We start from the raw sequence: 13368 nt of genomic DNA, 5'->3' as shown, positions 1-13368 counted from the left end.
TCGGGACGCAGAGCGAGGACACCGAGGGACGCCTCGCGTTCGCGGATGGGAAGCTCGTGGCGGTCCTGGTGCGCCTGAGCGCGGAGCTGCATGGCGCAACGGGCTGGCAGGCCAGTGGTGTGTCGAAGCGGGGTTCGGGGCCTGCGCCACCGATGTGCTGTCTGTCTGGTTCAACAACCTGGAAGCGGCGCGGGCTTGGATTGCAGCGCGGATCTCAGCAAGCTCACCGACAGGATGACGACAGAACGCCCGCTCCGCGCAGGGTCGCGGACATGGCGTCGGGCCGCGGTCCCTTCGCTGGCATCGTGCCGAATGCGCGGCCGCTCCGGGGCTAGTCAGCACACGTCGCCTCATCGATGCTACCATCACAGCAGGCCACCTAGCAGACGGGCGGCCTCGCCCACTCGGCAGGTGGCGGCAAACAGCCGAGAGCCGGCGACCTCGTTGACGTCAGGCGCGGCCGGCGAGCTCAGCATGAGGCGCTACCACCACTTAACCATCGGTGCGCATACCAGCTCGTACAGCGGGAGCCCGTACAATTTGACGCAAATTCGCGTCCTATCCTTCACGGGCGTGGCCGATCCTCATCTCACCCACAAGGGAGATGAACATGCGCCACTTCAAAGCTGCTCTCGTTGCCGTCGCGGTTCTGGTTGGTACCGGTGGCTTGGTTCGCGCTGAACTCGCGCTCGCTCAGAGCGGCACTGTCATCATGGACGAGGCTTACGCTCAGACGGGTGGTCAGCCTTTCCAGCTGACCGACCTGCGGCCGCTGGCAGCCAAGAAGGCTTGAGGCAAATTGCCGAATTTCGGCCCACAGATTGCCTGGCCTCGCCGTGGCGTGGGTGTCTGGCTACAGACTTTCCCCACTTGGGGAGCTTTGTTGGCGAGCATGAAAGGCCTGGCGTTATTCGTTTCGCCATCATGTCTGAGTACGCTCAGTGCCTGCCTTCATCGTCTGGCGTCGGACTCGTGCTCCGGGGATGGACAACCTTAGCCATTCTCCAAATTTGTCGGCTGCCTTGTCAGGTCGCTGCACGCGCTTAATGCCCTGACGAGTATAACTTCCAGCTGCGGGCTCACTCGAAGGATTGCTGTCGTGCTTGGCGGGCTCATCGTCCTCGTCAGTGATCAGCCGAGACGCAGCGCGCCTCTGGCCGACGCATTGCGCGGCATCAGCGCCTGCGAGATCGTCACACCCGACGTTGACTGGTCGCATCTGCAAGCCGTGGCGGCCATCGTGACCGACCTCGACCACACCCGTCCGGCCGCCATGCGGTGCCTGCTGGCCTTGCGCCTGCAATCTTGGGCGGAGAAGCCACCGGTCCTATGCGTCTCGCAGCGCGTCTCCGCCGAGGCCTTGCAGCAGGCGCAGGTCCTCGGCGCAAGTGCCTGCCTGCCCTTCTACACGGAGCCGCATGTCATCGTCACGGCGCTGCTGAACCTCATCAACCCCGCCAAGAGCAGCCTCAACGCTACCGTCCGCCAGTGCGCCGAACGAGCTGGAACGGCACTCACGGACCTATTTGTCCGTGCCGAGGCCGTCGGACGTGTGGATCTCCACTCCATAGACCGCTGTATCGATCCTCTTCTCGCGGCTCTTCAGGACAGCGGCCTGCCACGCTGGCTCAACGCCATCCGCGCCCACGACAACGCCACTTACCAGCACTCCCTCGTTGTCGCCGGCTTGGCCGCGCAGTTTGCCGCGCATATCGGCTTTCCGAAGGTCCAGCGACAGCGCTTGGTCCGGGCAGCCCTGGTGCACGATGTCGGCAAGGCGCGGATCCCCCGTGCCCTTCTGCTCAAACGTGGGTCACTCGATTCAGGCGAAGCGGCCCTCATGCGCACGCATGCGGTGCTCGGGTTTGAGATCCTAAAGGCAAGCCAGGATTCCGACCCGGCCATGCTGGATGCGGTCCGCCACCATCACGAGATGCTCGACGGCTCCGGCTACCCCGATGCCCTTAGTGGCGAGGCGATCAGTGACGTCGTTCGGTTCCTCACTGTCTGCGACATCTACGCAGCCCTGACCGAACGGCGCTCCTACAAGCCCGCGATGACGCCAGATGAGGCCATGAGCGTGCTACAGGGCATGAACGGCAAGGTCGAGCCGCGCTTCGTGCAAGCCTTCGGCCACGCCGTGACCCGCGCAGCCTGACGCGCCATCTACCGAGCCATCGCGGATCCTACGTGCTCGCGCCGGGCGGGAAGATCCGCAATCCTGAGCAGAGCGGTCGGCGCTGGCGGCTTCGTCAACGCATTCAGAAGGTATGGCCGGCGCAGCTCAAGCGCGTGGTGGAGCGCCAGATCGATGTCGCGGGGATAAAACGGCATCTTGAGCACGAATGCGACGCCGGAGTAGCGGGCGGCCTGCCCGATCGGATGTGGATGCTGCGCCGTGAGCAGGGTGATCCGGGTTGGCAGCTGAAGTCTCTGCACCTGGCAGGCGAGCTCCAGCCCGTCGAGATCGGGTAAGCTCGTGTCGAGGAAGGCCAGATCATAGGTTCCCATGCGCAGAAGCTTGTGCGCGTGCCGGCCGCTGTCCGTTTCGTCGACGGCAAGGCTGAAGCCGCTGCGGGCGAGCACGCGGCTGATCGCGCCGCGTCCCGCCTCCGAGGCGCAGGCCAGGAGCACGGAGGTGGGCTGATGTCGACGCCGATTTGCCTGCAGCAGAGGTTCGATGTGCTGCGGATCGAGCGGCAGCTTCAACACCTCGTAGGCGCCGAGGCTCTGGGCGATCTCCTGCCACTGTGGGAAGGCACGCGGGGTCATCAGGATCAGGCAGGACAGCACCCCGCCGGACTTGCGGGCCAGCGCGATGGCCTCCGGCCCGCTGAGCCCCTCCAGCTGCAGGCCGACGAAGGCGAGCGTCGGCTTTCGGCTCAAGACAGCCTCGACAAGGTCTGAGCCGGACGTCACCTCGACCAGGCTTGCAGCGGGATCAAAGCGCCGAACGATGCTGGACAGGACGGCACGGCGCTGCGCATCGTCCTCGGCAATCAGCACGGGTCCAGTTGCAGATGGGTCAGCCAGTTTGCCGCACTGTGGTGGAGCTGAATGGCGGGTCATGCGGCTGCTTCCGGCTGCGCCGTGTCTGCCAGGGCCGCGAAGGGCCGGAAGGCGCGCACCAAGTCTCCGTCCAGTTTGCCGATCATGCCCTCCAGGATGGCATAAGCGCGCTCGGCCGACAGCGGTGTCTTGTAGGGCCGCCTCTCGATCAGGGCACCGTAGATGTCGCAGATGCTCACCAGCCGCACGAGGTCCAGGATCTGGGCACTCTTGAGGCCGTCCGGATAGCCGGATCCGTCCAGGCACTCGTGATGGGAGCGCACCACCGCGAGCATCTCTTCGCAGAAGCCAGTGCCCAGAAGCATGCGATGTCCGTGCACCGGATGCTGGTTCATGATCGCCCGCTCCTCGGGGCTGAGAGGACCGGGCTTGTTGAGGATGTGGCTCGGGATCCTGGCTTTGCCCACGTCGTGCAGGACAGCAGCCTGGGTCAGCCTCTGGCAATCGGCGCTGCGCAAGCCGAGCGAGCGCGCAAAGCCGGCAGCCAAGCCGGCCACGAGCAGGCAGTGCTGATGGGTTGCATCGTCGAAGCGCCAGACGATCTCCAGCCACTCGCGGATACCGGCCTGCTGCACGGCCTTCTCGACGAACCCCGTGCCGGTAGCGATCAGGTCTGGCGTGACGACGCCATCGCGGCTGCGGCCGATTTCGAAGATGCGCGCGAGCGCCGCGTCGGCCGCCGCGACACCGGCGTGCACCTCGGACGAGGTCGCATCGCGCAAGCCTGCGAGCTCCTTCAGGGCTCCAAGCAGACTGGCACCGACGCTCTCGGCTCTGAGCACACGGGAAGCGCCGAGAGCCGTGGCTTGCAGGCGAGTGCGCGGGGTGTCTTCGTGGAGCAGGCAGAGATACGGGAGCCGGCTCGCCTTGAAGCGATCGAGTTGAAGGCGCAGAGCCGCGATCGTTGCGGAGGGGATCAGCGAGGCGTCGCTCACGATCGCCCGCAGGCTTTCTGCTGAAGGGCAGAGGCTGCGGTGATCGGGATCGAGCAGATCCACCACGATGCAGGGCGCAACCGCATTCAGCTCACGCGCGAGGCGTTCACCGCGCGCAGGCGTATCCGTCAGAACGAGGAAGCTGCGCATCGCACCATCGAGGAACACGGTCGAGCAAGCGCTGCTGGCGTAATCAGACAGGTAGCGCCCCAGGCCAGCGGTTGATCGGGCAAGTGTCCCGATCAATCCCTGCTAAATGTTGAACGGGGGAGCAGCGCCGTGACTTGTTTCTCGGGAATGTGAACTGCCTGGCAAAAATTATTTACGCCTTCTTGGCCAGCACCATTGGGAGCTTAGCCACTTGAAACGTCATGCCGCCCATCTGGGCATAGGTGTCGTCCATCGTGAGTGCGCCACGCTGCGCCAGCGAGAGTTCCGCGCTGGCCACTAGGCCAAAAATACCAAAAGCCGCTGCGGCGATCGCGCCAGACTTGAATGCACGCATAACCATTCTCCCCAATTGCAACGGTAATCGCAGGCTTTCATGAAGTCTGCCCCCGTGCGAATACATCAAACAGCGAAGGTTCTGGGCATTCAAGAGAGCTCTACTAGAAGAGTGAACGGTTCGTAGACGACTGCCCATCGGCCCAGAGCGCCATGCAGTGAGCATCGAATGTTAATCGATGATAGGTGGCCCAGCGCCGACGTTGCTAAGACAACGTACTGAAATCTTAATCCATGCCTGGCTTCATGCATCCGGCCTGCCAACTCTTGGTCGCGTCGGGATTGATCATGCGCCTCTCGGTCAAGCTTATCCTTGCAAGCCTGTTCGGCTTGTCCGCCCTGATCTCGGCCGGACAGGGGCTGGTCAGCCTTCGAGATCTCGCCGAGATCCAACGCAATGCCCATGAGATCGGGGCGAAAAGCCTGCCCTCCGTGAACGCCGTCAACCGGATCAACACGGCAATCCGCGACTACCGCGTCAAGCTCTACCGCTTCGTCGTGGCCTCCGAGACGCAGAAGGCCTTCGCCGATAGCAAGAAGGTCTTGGCTGCAACCGCCGAGAGCCTGGCCAAGCTGCGCCGCGAGTACGAGCCGCTGATCACCTCCGCTGAGGAGAAGGAGCTCTATGGGCAGTTCTCCGCAGCCTGGAGCCGGTATCTGACCGACCAGCAGCCGGTGCTCGACGCGATGGAGGCGAACCGTAGAAGTGAGGCGCTGGCGCTGCTGGTTGCCCCGGAACTGGCGCAGCGGGCCAAGGAGGCCGCGGACGCCCTCCAGCAGGATGTTGCCTTCAACAAGCGGGCAGCCGAGACGGGCGTGGCCGAGAGTATCGCCAGCGCGGCCACGGCCACTCGGACGGCCCTCATCGCTATGGCGGTGGCGATCCTCGCCTCCCTCGGCGCCGCTCTCTTCAGCCTGCTCGGCATTTCGCGGCCCATTGAGCGCATGACCTCTGCGATGCGCAGGCTGGCGGGCGGCGATACGAGCGTGGCTGTGCCCAGCATTGGCCGGAAGGACGAGATCGGGGCCATGGCCGATGCCGTGCAGGTGTTCAAGGACGGGCTGATCCGGATGCGCGCTCTGGAGGAGGAGACGGCGCTCGCCCGGGCCGGTGCGGAGGCGCAGCGGAAAGCGGCCATGCACGAGATGGCCGACCGCTTCGAGGCTGCCATCGGCGGCATCGTCGGCCTGGTCAGCGCGGCCGCCACCGAGCTGCAGGCGACCGCCCAAAGCATGTCCGGGACGGCGGCCGAGACGGCCAGCCAGTCCACCACCGTAGCCGCAGCCGCCGAAGAGGCTGCCTCGAACGTCAGCACGGTGGCGGCCGCCGCCGAGGAGACGGGCGCGGCGGCGGGCCAAGTGCTTGGCGCGGCCTCCGAGCTGTCGCGCCAGTCCGAGCATCTCTCGGCCGAGGTGACCCGGTTCCTGACCACTGTTCGGGCCGCCTGAGGCAATCATGGCGGAGATCCACGTCCTCGATGCGCATCGCGGCACGGCCCAGATCGCTCGTCTAACGGCAAATCTCGCCAAGCTGTCCACCGATGGGACAGAGCTGGGTCCGCACGGTCATGCTCTGCGCAGCGAGGCCGCTCATCTGCGCAAGCAGGCTGCCCTTCTGCACTACCTGCGGGTACAGCTGCACTTGGAGATGGACGCGCTTGCGGCGAGCACCCGCCTTGCTCATCCTGAGAAGAAGGGGCTGCTGGAAGCCGCTCAGCGGATGAGCGTGAGCGTCGAGAAGCTGATCAGGAACATCCGGAGGCTGCCAGCCTGATAAGCAACCCCTTCCTTCGGAAGCTCGAGCACGGGGCCGTGCTCTCACCCGCACTGCATACCTCGCGCGAAACAGCAGCCATCACCAGCTGCCCTTGCCCTGACGCTTGGCGCTGGCGAGGCACCCCAATGCGGTGAGCGCTGCGAGCAGCAGGACAGCCGCCCCCCAGAGACCGAGCAGCATCAGATCAGTCCGGGACGTGAGCCAATCCATGTCGCCGACTATAGCGCCAGGGACGAGCATCAGCAGGAGGGCGATGGGTGGGCAAAACGCGCCCGTGAGGAAGACGAGCATCCCAAGCCGGCGCATCGCCTGTCTCCCTGCCGCGGTGGACCTTGTCTGTCCGCGCCTCACGCCTCGGCTTGGCCGGCACCCTTCGCCTTGCGTCTGCCCTTCGGCTCAGATGAGGGGGCGGAGCTACCTGCAGACTTCCGGCGCTGGTGGCCGAGGCCGAGGGCCCGGGCCAGTTCGGAGCGCCGGGCCGAGAAGTTCGGGGCTGTCGCGGGGTAGTCCACCGGCAGGCCATAGCGGGCGCGGTAGTCCTGCATGCTGAGCCCGTGCCGCGTCAGATGGCGCTTGAGCGTCTTGTAGGGCTTGGCGTCGATGAAGGAGATCAGCGCGTCCGGCGTGATCGAGTTCTTGATTTGAGCCGGCGTGGGCTTCTCGACGTTGCCGGCCGGTTCCGCAGTCTTGCGTAGCCCGGACAGCGCGGCGTGTACGCAGGCGATCAGATCCGGCAGGTGAGCGGCCCAGACGGAATGCTTCGAAGCGTAGGCCGAGACGATCTGAGCCGTGACGCCGGCATAGATTTTCGACGGCACTCCAGGAACTTCTTTCACGGCTTCCCTCCGACCACTCGTTGATGATCAGAGACTCGGTGCGATTGCACCGGGAGTACAATCACTCTTTAGGAGAAATCAGCCGCCATTCCGCCGAAAGCGGGTCTGTCCCGCGCCTTGCGGTTTTCTACTGATGCATGTCGGCGCGCCTCCACGCTTCGCTGGGCCTCCTGATACGCCTTGACGCGCTGTTTCGAACGCAAGACAAGAGCCTTTATCTTGCGTTCGGAGAAGCGCCATGGATGTGGTCGTGACCCCGGCCCAGTCGGCCCAGTCGGCCGGCGGCACGTGGCGCCTGGAGGACCGGCTCGGGCATGTGCTCGGCACGATCCGGCAGACCCCGTGGTCAAACGAGTTCACCGTCGTGCCGGAGCCCGGAGCCCGGCTCGGTGGTCCGTATATCCCCTATCCCACCCTCGACGCTGCCATGTGGGCCATCGAGAGGCACCTCGACGGCGCCTGCGAACTCGTCAGCGGCCCGGAACACTGACGCGATGCCCCTTCTTCCCGTGCGCGTGGGGGCCCTGTCCGAGCCCCGCGCCGACCTCGTCGTGCGCGCGGCCGAGCCCGACGCGGCCTTCGTCGAACTCTGGTTGAGCCGGCAGGCGAGCCCGCACACCCGCCGCAACTACGCCCGGCAGGCGGCGGCCTTCCGGCGCCACGTCGGCAAGCCGCTGGCGGCCGTCACGCTCGCGGACGTGCTCGGCTACGTGAAAAGCCTCGACGGCCGCGCCTCGGCCACACGGGCGAACGCCGTGGCCGTTGTGAAATCGCTGCTCTCGTTCGCAGCCCAGACCGGCTACCTGCCCGTGAACGTCGGGGCGGCCGTGAAGGTGCCGCCCGTCAAGAACACGCTGGCCGAGCGCATCCTCGACGAGGCCGACCTCGTGCGCGCCCTGGCGCTGGAGCCGAACCCGCGCAACCGGGCGCTCCTCACCCTCCTGTACGGCGCCGGCCTGCGGGTTTCGGAGGCGTGCGGCCTGCGCTGGCGCGACCTCGTCGCCCGCGAGGCGGCCGGGCAAGTCGCCGTCTACGGCAAGGGCGGAAAAACCCGCGTGGTGCTGCTCTCGGCCCGGACCTGGACGCTGCTCGACGGCCTCCGCGGCGCGGCCGGGCCGGACGCTCCGGTGTTCCGCTCGCGCAAGGGCGGCCCGCTCGATGCGAGCGCCGTGCACCGGGTCGTGAAGGCGGCGGCGTCCCGCGCCGGGCTCGCGCCCGCGGTCTCGGCGCACTGGCTGCGGCACGCCCACGCCTCGCACGCCCTCGACCGCGGCGCGCCGGTCCACCTCGTCCAGGCGACGCTCGGCCACGCCTCGGTCGCGACGACCGGGCGCTACCTGCACGCCCGGCCCACCGACAGTTCAGCCCGCTACCTCGGCGTTTAACTCGGGACGCTGGGTCAGCTCCCTATAGGAGGGCTAACCGGGGCATCCCGCCGGTGTTCGGGTGCCGGCACGCGACGTGCACTGGTAGCCCACGTCCTGGGACGAGCGTGGCAGTCACCGACCGAGCCCGTTCGATCGTTCCCGAGCGGCGTTGCGGTCGGTGACCCCTCAGCGCGTTCGATCTCTACGATTGCCGGTCTCTGCCTTGCGGCGCAGCATCCTCGTGCGCCCTGAGGCACACGCAGGGTGGCAGGCGCCGGCCGCAGACGTGGTTGCCAGCCATGGAGCCTGTTGCGGTCGGTGACCCCTGCCCGCTTCAGAACCGCTTCTCGTGGTCCCGCTGCTCGGCCCGCATCTCAGGCCTTGAGGCTGGATGTGTTATCGGCGGCCAAACATGAGCTGATTGAAATACTGCTGCCGCTGCTGGGCTGCGACCGCCTCTTGCGCGGCCCCGTAGGCGGCGGATTCGTTCCGACGCTGCGTCTCGAGCGTCAGCTTGCACTGGAACTCCCGATCTGAGCCGGGTGCAGCCCCCAAGCGGGAGCACGTGGCACGGTCCGCGGCATCCTGCGCCTGCAGGCGCTCTGCGGCAGTCTTGCAGCCACCAAGGGCCACAGCTGCCAGCACGGCAACTGCCAGAAACGACTTCATGATTTCCCCCGAGGGCGCTCAAGCTGGCCCCTAGGGGGAGGTCTCTCGGAAGGTTCCTCCAACGGTCAAGCTTCTGGGACAATCCTGCGTTGCATAAGTGCTTGAATTGCCAGCGCTGCGTTCGGGCGGACACACCCTGGATGCTGGTTGCGCTTCGGGGAGGATCGCGGAACGCCGCCCGCTCGCATCCGTTGGCTTTGGCGCTGGTCCTTTACCCGGCATCGACAGCAGGGTTCGTCTTCAGCGGTGAGTGGTCGTCGTATGTGGCCGCTTCGTTCTCGCCGGATTGCTCCTCGCTGGGGTGACAGCGCTCATCCTCTGGTGACGCGGCACCTCTCGGGGCGCCTCACAGGCACGCGAGCCAACGACAATGAGCGTGCCGCCACGCCAGCGTTTCGCATGTTGCTACCGCTCGCCGGGATTGCGGCTTTAGGCGCGCTCGCTCTGATCGGGTTCGTTGTGCAGCAGGAGCCTGTGGCCTCGTCTGCCGTGTCTGTAACGGCCACAGCTGGACCCTAGGCTTGTGGCCGCGTCACGACAGGTTCGGGGGAGATCACTATGCAATGGCACCCAATCGACTCGGCGCCCAAGGATGGCCGCGAGGTCTACCTCAAGGGGCCGCTCGACGAGCATGGCGGCGAGTGGATGGCCATCGGCGTTTGGGAGGATGGCGGATGGCACCTTGAACTTGAAGGTGCTTACGGCGAGCCCAACGCGTGGCGCGAGCTGGGCGAAGAGGCAGATTAGGGGCCCATAGCTGAACGGCACGGTTCCTGTGCGCTCAAGCTGACAGTTAGGGCATACCTTTGTGAGACATGCCGGCCGCTGAGCGGCCGAGCTCCTCCCGTTCGGAAAGGGGGAAAACAGCCGGAGCGTTCGTCCGTGCCTCGCGTTGCTTCCGCGGGCAGCTTCTACGAAGGATCCGGCGATGATCTGGCGGCGCGAGCTCTACGTGAGCCCGAACGGCGATCGGTGGTTCTTGGTGCGCGACGAGGCGAAGGGACGTCCCTTTGTCCTACACGAGCCGAACCCCGCATCCGACGGGCCGTCGATCGAGCTTGAAGTCGGATCCTTCCTGGTTGCCGGCGGAGGCGGACCGGAGCATCAGAAGCTCCTCCGCTTGATCGGAACGCTTGCCAAAGACGCTCCCCTCGCAGAGGACGTCTCCCACCTGGCGAAGCCCGAGGAGCCCCCGCATTCACAATGGGTACCCGCAGGCCGCGCCTGAGGCCGAGATCGCCGGCGGCTTCTGGATGCAAGCAGGGAAGCGGCCGGCGCCGCGCTTCTAGCCCGGCACGACCTCGGGGCGTCCCGCGCTAGCAGGACGACAAGTCTGCCGCGGCCACGCTCAGGGTTCAGTAGAAGCTGTGCTGCCTTCAGAACATCAGGCGGGCGCTGAGTGCGAGGCAGACTATTCGGACAAAATAGCGGCGCAGACCAACGCTAGGACAGTCTGCGCCGCAGTTTCCGCTCTTGTCATTCGAGCGCGACAATTTGCGCATGATTACACTTAAAGCAGTGTAAACGGCGCCTGCTAGTCTGACCAGCAGACTGCCTTTTGAGCATTTGGGCGGTCTCGCCCACTCGGCAGGTGGCGGAAACAGCCGAGAGCCGGCGGCTTGGCCCAACCTCCGAGCGCGGCCGGCGCCCGCTTCTATTGCCAGTCCCGGCCACGGCGCGCAGCATGGCCAGGCGCCCTGTTCCTCATCCAGGGTGGCAGGCACGGGCCGCGCGCTTCCCCTTGCAAGCATGTCGCGGCCAGTGCCCCTTGGGCCCGGCCTCTCGCGCCCAGTCTTCTGCCCCCTTGCAACGGATTGCCGGCCCCGATCTCGGGGCAGAGCATCACCGTGCGCCCTCCAGGATAGGGGTGGTAGTCACCAGCCCGGCACGTCACCTCTTCCTCATCCGACGATGCTGCGGTCGGTGACCCCGCTAGCCGCGGGCGGCTACCAGAGCCGCAGGGTCCAGCCGAAGCCCACGGCCAGGGGGCTCGACAACAGGAGCGCCAGGGCAACACGTTGGATCCGCGCCCACTTTCCTTCTTCCGCAACGTGGTCGTTCATCGAGAGCCCCAGAAATTCCGGCGCCTAACGCCGTGGACCAGACGTCAGTTGCGAGCCTTCAACGGATGGAGGAAGGCCCCGCCGTCCGCTCCGAAGGCCGGCGGGGTGCCTGCTGCCGACAGGACAGTTCGCGACAGGCGGCGGGAAGATCATCGCCGAGGGTTAAGAGGGCCCTAACCACGTCGGATTAAACCCGGGAAACTGTCGCGATTTCGCCCGTTTAGGTCCGCGAACTCGTCGCTCGCACGAGTGCAGGAGAGCGTCATGGTGATCCTCAATCCGCTCACGGGCCAGCTTGTCACGATTGAGGTGCCGAAGCCGCGCCCACTCGCCAGCTGAGCTCGGCCCAGGATCAGGGCTCCTTCGCGACTGAGCGCCTGGAGCCCTTCGGCGCGGCAGAGTGTTCCGAGAACACCTCCTGGCACATGCTGCCGAGGCTCGTGCGCATCACGCGGCGGGCCCATTCGCGGCGCCCCTCGTCCATCAGGTTGAGCGCGCTCTCCTTCGGCGTCTCCTTGGCGCAGGTCTTAATGACCTTCATCGAGGGGTACGGCTCGTCCCGTGCGCAGGACTTCTTCGCCTGAAGGAACAGGCCATAGTCCCGGAAGTGCTTGGGGCAATCGTCGGCCTGCGTGGGCGCTGAGGCGAGCGTTGCGATGGCGAGGGCCAGCGAGCGGCGTGCGAGCATGTTCGTCCCTGAGAAGTCCTGCGGATCTACATGGCTCAGTGCCAAGCTCTAGCTAGAGAGCGCGGCGATAGCCATGACCGTTGGCGAGGCGGGCGGCTCCATACCGCCCAATCCGCGCAGCTGCGGACATGGCGTCGCCGCGGTTCCTTCCGGAAGCCTCCTGAATGCGAGACGGCGAAGAGGTCAGCAGTGCGCGGGCGCCGTCCAGGTCGGACTGAAATAGGCGTGCACCTGCTTCATCTGGCGGGGCATGCGCGTGCGAACCTCGTGCCGGAAGCCGATAAGTGCGGCGGCGCAAAGTCCTGCTAGGCTTCCTCCGAAGGGGGCGGCCAGAATTGCCTCGACAGCGCCATGTCCCCACAGCAAAGCTGTGGTGATTGGGGCTCCAATGAAGGCCGAAAACACGATCAACAACATCCACAATCCTTTGCCAGATTCCACTCTGTTGATCAGGCAATGCGAATGGGGATTGATTGGTGCCGTGTCCGTACGCTGGATACAGACCGCCGGCACGTCCCCTTCGCGAGTAGGTCCACCTTGCGGCATTGGGGGGCGAATTCGGTCGCATAGTCCTGCTGAGTAATTCGACGCGCGCGCAAGGCCCTACGGCGGGACGATCGACTGGCCCTGTACTGCGAGGCGCCGCGCGGCCCGGATCAGAGCTTCCGAATGCTTCTCGGAGGGCCGATTTCCGGTTCCAAAAATGGGCTTACGCGAAGGAAACTGGGCTCATTAGAACCAATCGGCGCCCTGATCGGGATCAGCCGCGGTTGGGGAAGGCCGTCCGGCCCAGCCGCGTCTTCATGCGTGGACCGCGCGACGCAGGAGGGCCTGAGGCGGAATGCGCTCGTCGCTCAGCCTCGCGAGCTTAAGCGTCCCTCACTTCTTCTTGGACTCAGGACGCTCGCCCGGGCCCGACGGGTGACCGGGATCCGCTCGTCCGCCGGGCTGTCCTGCGACGCCGGGTGCTCCGCCACCGTAGTTTGCGCCCGGGGCCGTGGCGGTGGCGGCTGGGCCGCTGTGGTCCTTATCTGCCGCTGCCGGCTTGCCGGTTCCTGCTCCTGAGGTCGTCCCTTCCGCCGCAAAGGCTGCCGAGCTGAGGGACAACGTGGCTGCGGCGCACACGCCGAGGATGACTACATTCTTCATCGGGATTGCTCCCCATGATCGTGACTGACACGGCCCGTCTGGGCCGTGCCTAACAAGTTAACGTAGGTTTCATGCGGTAGGTTCGGAGAGGTGCTAGACAGGAAGAAACTCCGCCGCGGCGGGTGCCGACGGGCGGGTCGCCGGTCGTGAGCCATAGGCGAGCGTACGGGCCAACCGACCTCTGACGAGCCGGGGCTGTCCTTCCATAATTCCACTTACGCGAAGGGGAGCGCGCGAATTATGCGAATTCGCCTGCCGCGTTCCAGCTGGGGAGCGATCAGTGCAATCTCTCGGTCAGCCCAGGCATGATG

17 protein-coding genes are annotated in these 13368 nt (G+C 65.9%); 9 read left to right on the top strand and 8 right to left on the bottom strand.

Annotated features, from left to right (window positions below):
- The first annotated feature begins 610 nt into the window (after positions 1-610).
- A complete protein-coding gene (locus WDW90_RS30050) occupies positions 611-793 on the top strand; it encodes a hypothetical protein (protein ID WP_336491160.1) in 183 nt (60 codons plus the stop codon).
- A 306-nt stretch (positions 794-1099) separates the two neighbouring features.
- Positions 1100-2158, top strand: coding sequence for an HD-GYP domain-containing protein (locus WDW90_RS30045; protein ID WP_336491158.1), 1059 nt, complete (start codon positions 1100-1102; stop codon positions 2156-2158).
- Positions 2159-2166: 8 nt separating this feature from the next.
- Here WDW90_RS30045 and WDW90_RS30040 read toward each other — a convergent pair whose 3' ends face one another.
- Together WDW90_RS30040 and WDW90_RS30035 are read right to left on the bottom strand one after the other, a co-directional pair.
- Positions 2167-2886 carry an ANTAR domain-containing response regulator gene (locus tag WDW90_RS30040; protein WP_336491156.1) on the bottom strand — a complete coding sequence of 240 codons (720 nt, stop codon included), beginning with the start codon at positions 2884-2886 and terminating at the stop codon, positions 2167-2169.
- Between the two features lie 179 nt (positions 2887-3065).
- Positions 3066-3791, bottom strand: a complete 726-nt coding sequence (locus WDW90_RS30035; protein WP_336491154.1) for an HD-GYP domain-containing protein — start codon at positions 3789-3791, stop codon at positions 3066-3068.
- Between the two features lie 252 nt (positions 3792-4043).
- On the opposite strand from WDW90_RS30035, the gene WDW90_RS30030 reads away from it, so the two are divergent.
- A complete protein-coding gene (locus tag WDW90_RS30030) occupies positions 4044-4229 on the top strand; it encodes a hypothetical protein (RefSeq protein ID WP_336491153.1) in 186 nt (61 codons plus the stop codon).
- Positions 4230-4326: 97 nt separating this feature from the next.
- On the opposite strand, the gene WDW90_RS30025 is transcribed toward WDW90_RS30030, so the two are convergent.
- Complete coding sequence (locus WDW90_RS30025; protein WP_336491151.1) at positions 4327-4509, bottom strand: hypothetical protein; 183 nt, start codon at positions 4507-4509, stop codon at positions 4327-4329.
- Between the two features lie 287 nt (positions 4510-4796).
- Here WDW90_RS30025 and WDW90_RS30020 point away from each other — a divergent pair, with 287 nt between their 5' ends.
- Together WDW90_RS30020 and WDW90_RS30015 are read left to right on the top strand one after the other, a co-directional pair.
- Complete coding sequence (locus WDW90_RS30020; protein WP_336491149.1) at positions 4797-5957, top strand: MCP four helix bundle domain-containing protein; 1161 nt, start codon at positions 4797-4799, stop codon at positions 5955-5957.
- A gap of 7 nt (positions 5958-5964) precedes the next feature.
- The gene (locus tag WDW90_RS30015) at positions 5965-6282 is read left to right on the top strand and encodes a hypothetical protein (RefSeq protein ID WP_336491148.1); all 318 of its coding nucleotides are present in this window, start codon (positions 5965-5967) and stop codon (positions 6280-6282) included.
- Between the two features lie 81 nt (positions 6283-6363).
- On the opposite strand, the gene WDW90_RS30010 is transcribed toward WDW90_RS30015, so the two are convergent.
- Positions 6364-6591: a hypothetical protein gene (locus tag WDW90_RS30010; RefSeq protein WP_336491147.1), complete on the bottom strand. Its 228-nt coding sequence runs from the start codon at positions 6589-6591 to the stop codon at positions 6364-6366.
- Positions 6592-6632: 41 nt separating this feature from the next.
- Positions 6633-7103 (bottom strand): Ros/MucR family transcriptional regulator, encoded by a 471-nt coding sequence (locus WDW90_RS30005; protein ID WP_336491145.1) that lies wholly within the window; start codon positions 7101-7103, stop codon positions 6633-6635.
- A 256-nt stretch (positions 7104-7359) separates the two neighbouring features.
- On the opposite strand from WDW90_RS30005, the gene WDW90_RS30000 reads away from it, so the two are divergent.
- Positions 7360-7611, top strand: a complete 252-nt coding sequence (locus WDW90_RS30000) for a hypothetical protein (protein ID WP_336491144.1) — start codon at positions 7360-7362, stop codon at positions 7609-7611.
- A gap of 4 nt (positions 7612-7615) precedes the next feature.
- Positions 7616-8506, top strand: a complete 891-nt coding sequence (locus tag WDW90_RS29995; RefSeq protein ID WP_336491143.1) for a tyrosine-type recombinase/integrase — start codon at positions 7616-7618, stop codon at positions 8504-8506.
- Positions 8507-8884: 378 nt separating this feature from the next.
- Here WDW90_RS29995 and WDW90_RS29990 read toward each other — a convergent pair whose 3' ends face one another.
- Positions 8885-9157 carry a hypothetical protein gene (locus WDW90_RS29990; protein WP_336491142.1) on the bottom strand — a complete coding sequence of 91 codons (273 nt, stop codon included), beginning with the start codon at positions 9155-9157 and terminating at the stop codon, positions 8885-8887.
- Positions 9158-9715: 558 nt separating this feature from the next.
- On the opposite strand from WDW90_RS29990, the gene WDW90_RS29985 reads away from it, so the two are divergent.
- On the top strand, positions 9716-9904 hold the full coding sequence (locus WDW90_RS29985; RefSeq protein WP_336491141.1) for a hypothetical protein: 189 nt from the start codon (positions 9716-9718) through the stop codon (positions 9902-9904).
- Between the two features lie 181 nt (positions 9905-10085).
- The gene (locus WDW90_RS29980) at positions 10086-10385 is read left to right on the top strand and encodes a hypothetical protein (protein ID WP_336491140.1); all 300 of its coding nucleotides are present in this window, start codon (positions 10086-10088) and stop codon (positions 10383-10385) included.
- 1187 nt (positions 10386-11572) lie between these two features.
- On the opposite strand, the gene WDW90_RS29975 is transcribed toward WDW90_RS29980, so the two are convergent.
- Positions 11573-11908: a hypothetical protein gene (locus WDW90_RS29975; RefSeq protein WP_336491139.1), complete on the bottom strand. Its 336-nt coding sequence runs from the start codon at positions 11906-11908 to the stop codon at positions 11573-11575.
- 183 nt (positions 11909-12091) lie between these two features.
- Positions 12092-12325: a hypothetical protein gene (locus WDW90_RS29970; RefSeq protein WP_336491138.1), complete on the bottom strand. Its 234-nt coding sequence runs from the start codon at positions 12323-12325 to the stop codon at positions 12092-12094.
- Positions 12326-13368 lie beyond the last annotated feature (1043 nt).

The sequence above is a fragment of the Methylobacterium nigriterrae genome (assembly GCF_037106235.1).
Lineage (GTDB): Bacteria > Pseudomonadota > Alphaproteobacteria > Rhizobiales > Beijerinckiaceae > Methylobacterium > Methylobacterium nigriterrae.
The sequence above is the reverse complement of the archived record's forward strand: the minus strand, read 5'-3'. Positions and strand labels throughout refer to the sequence as shown.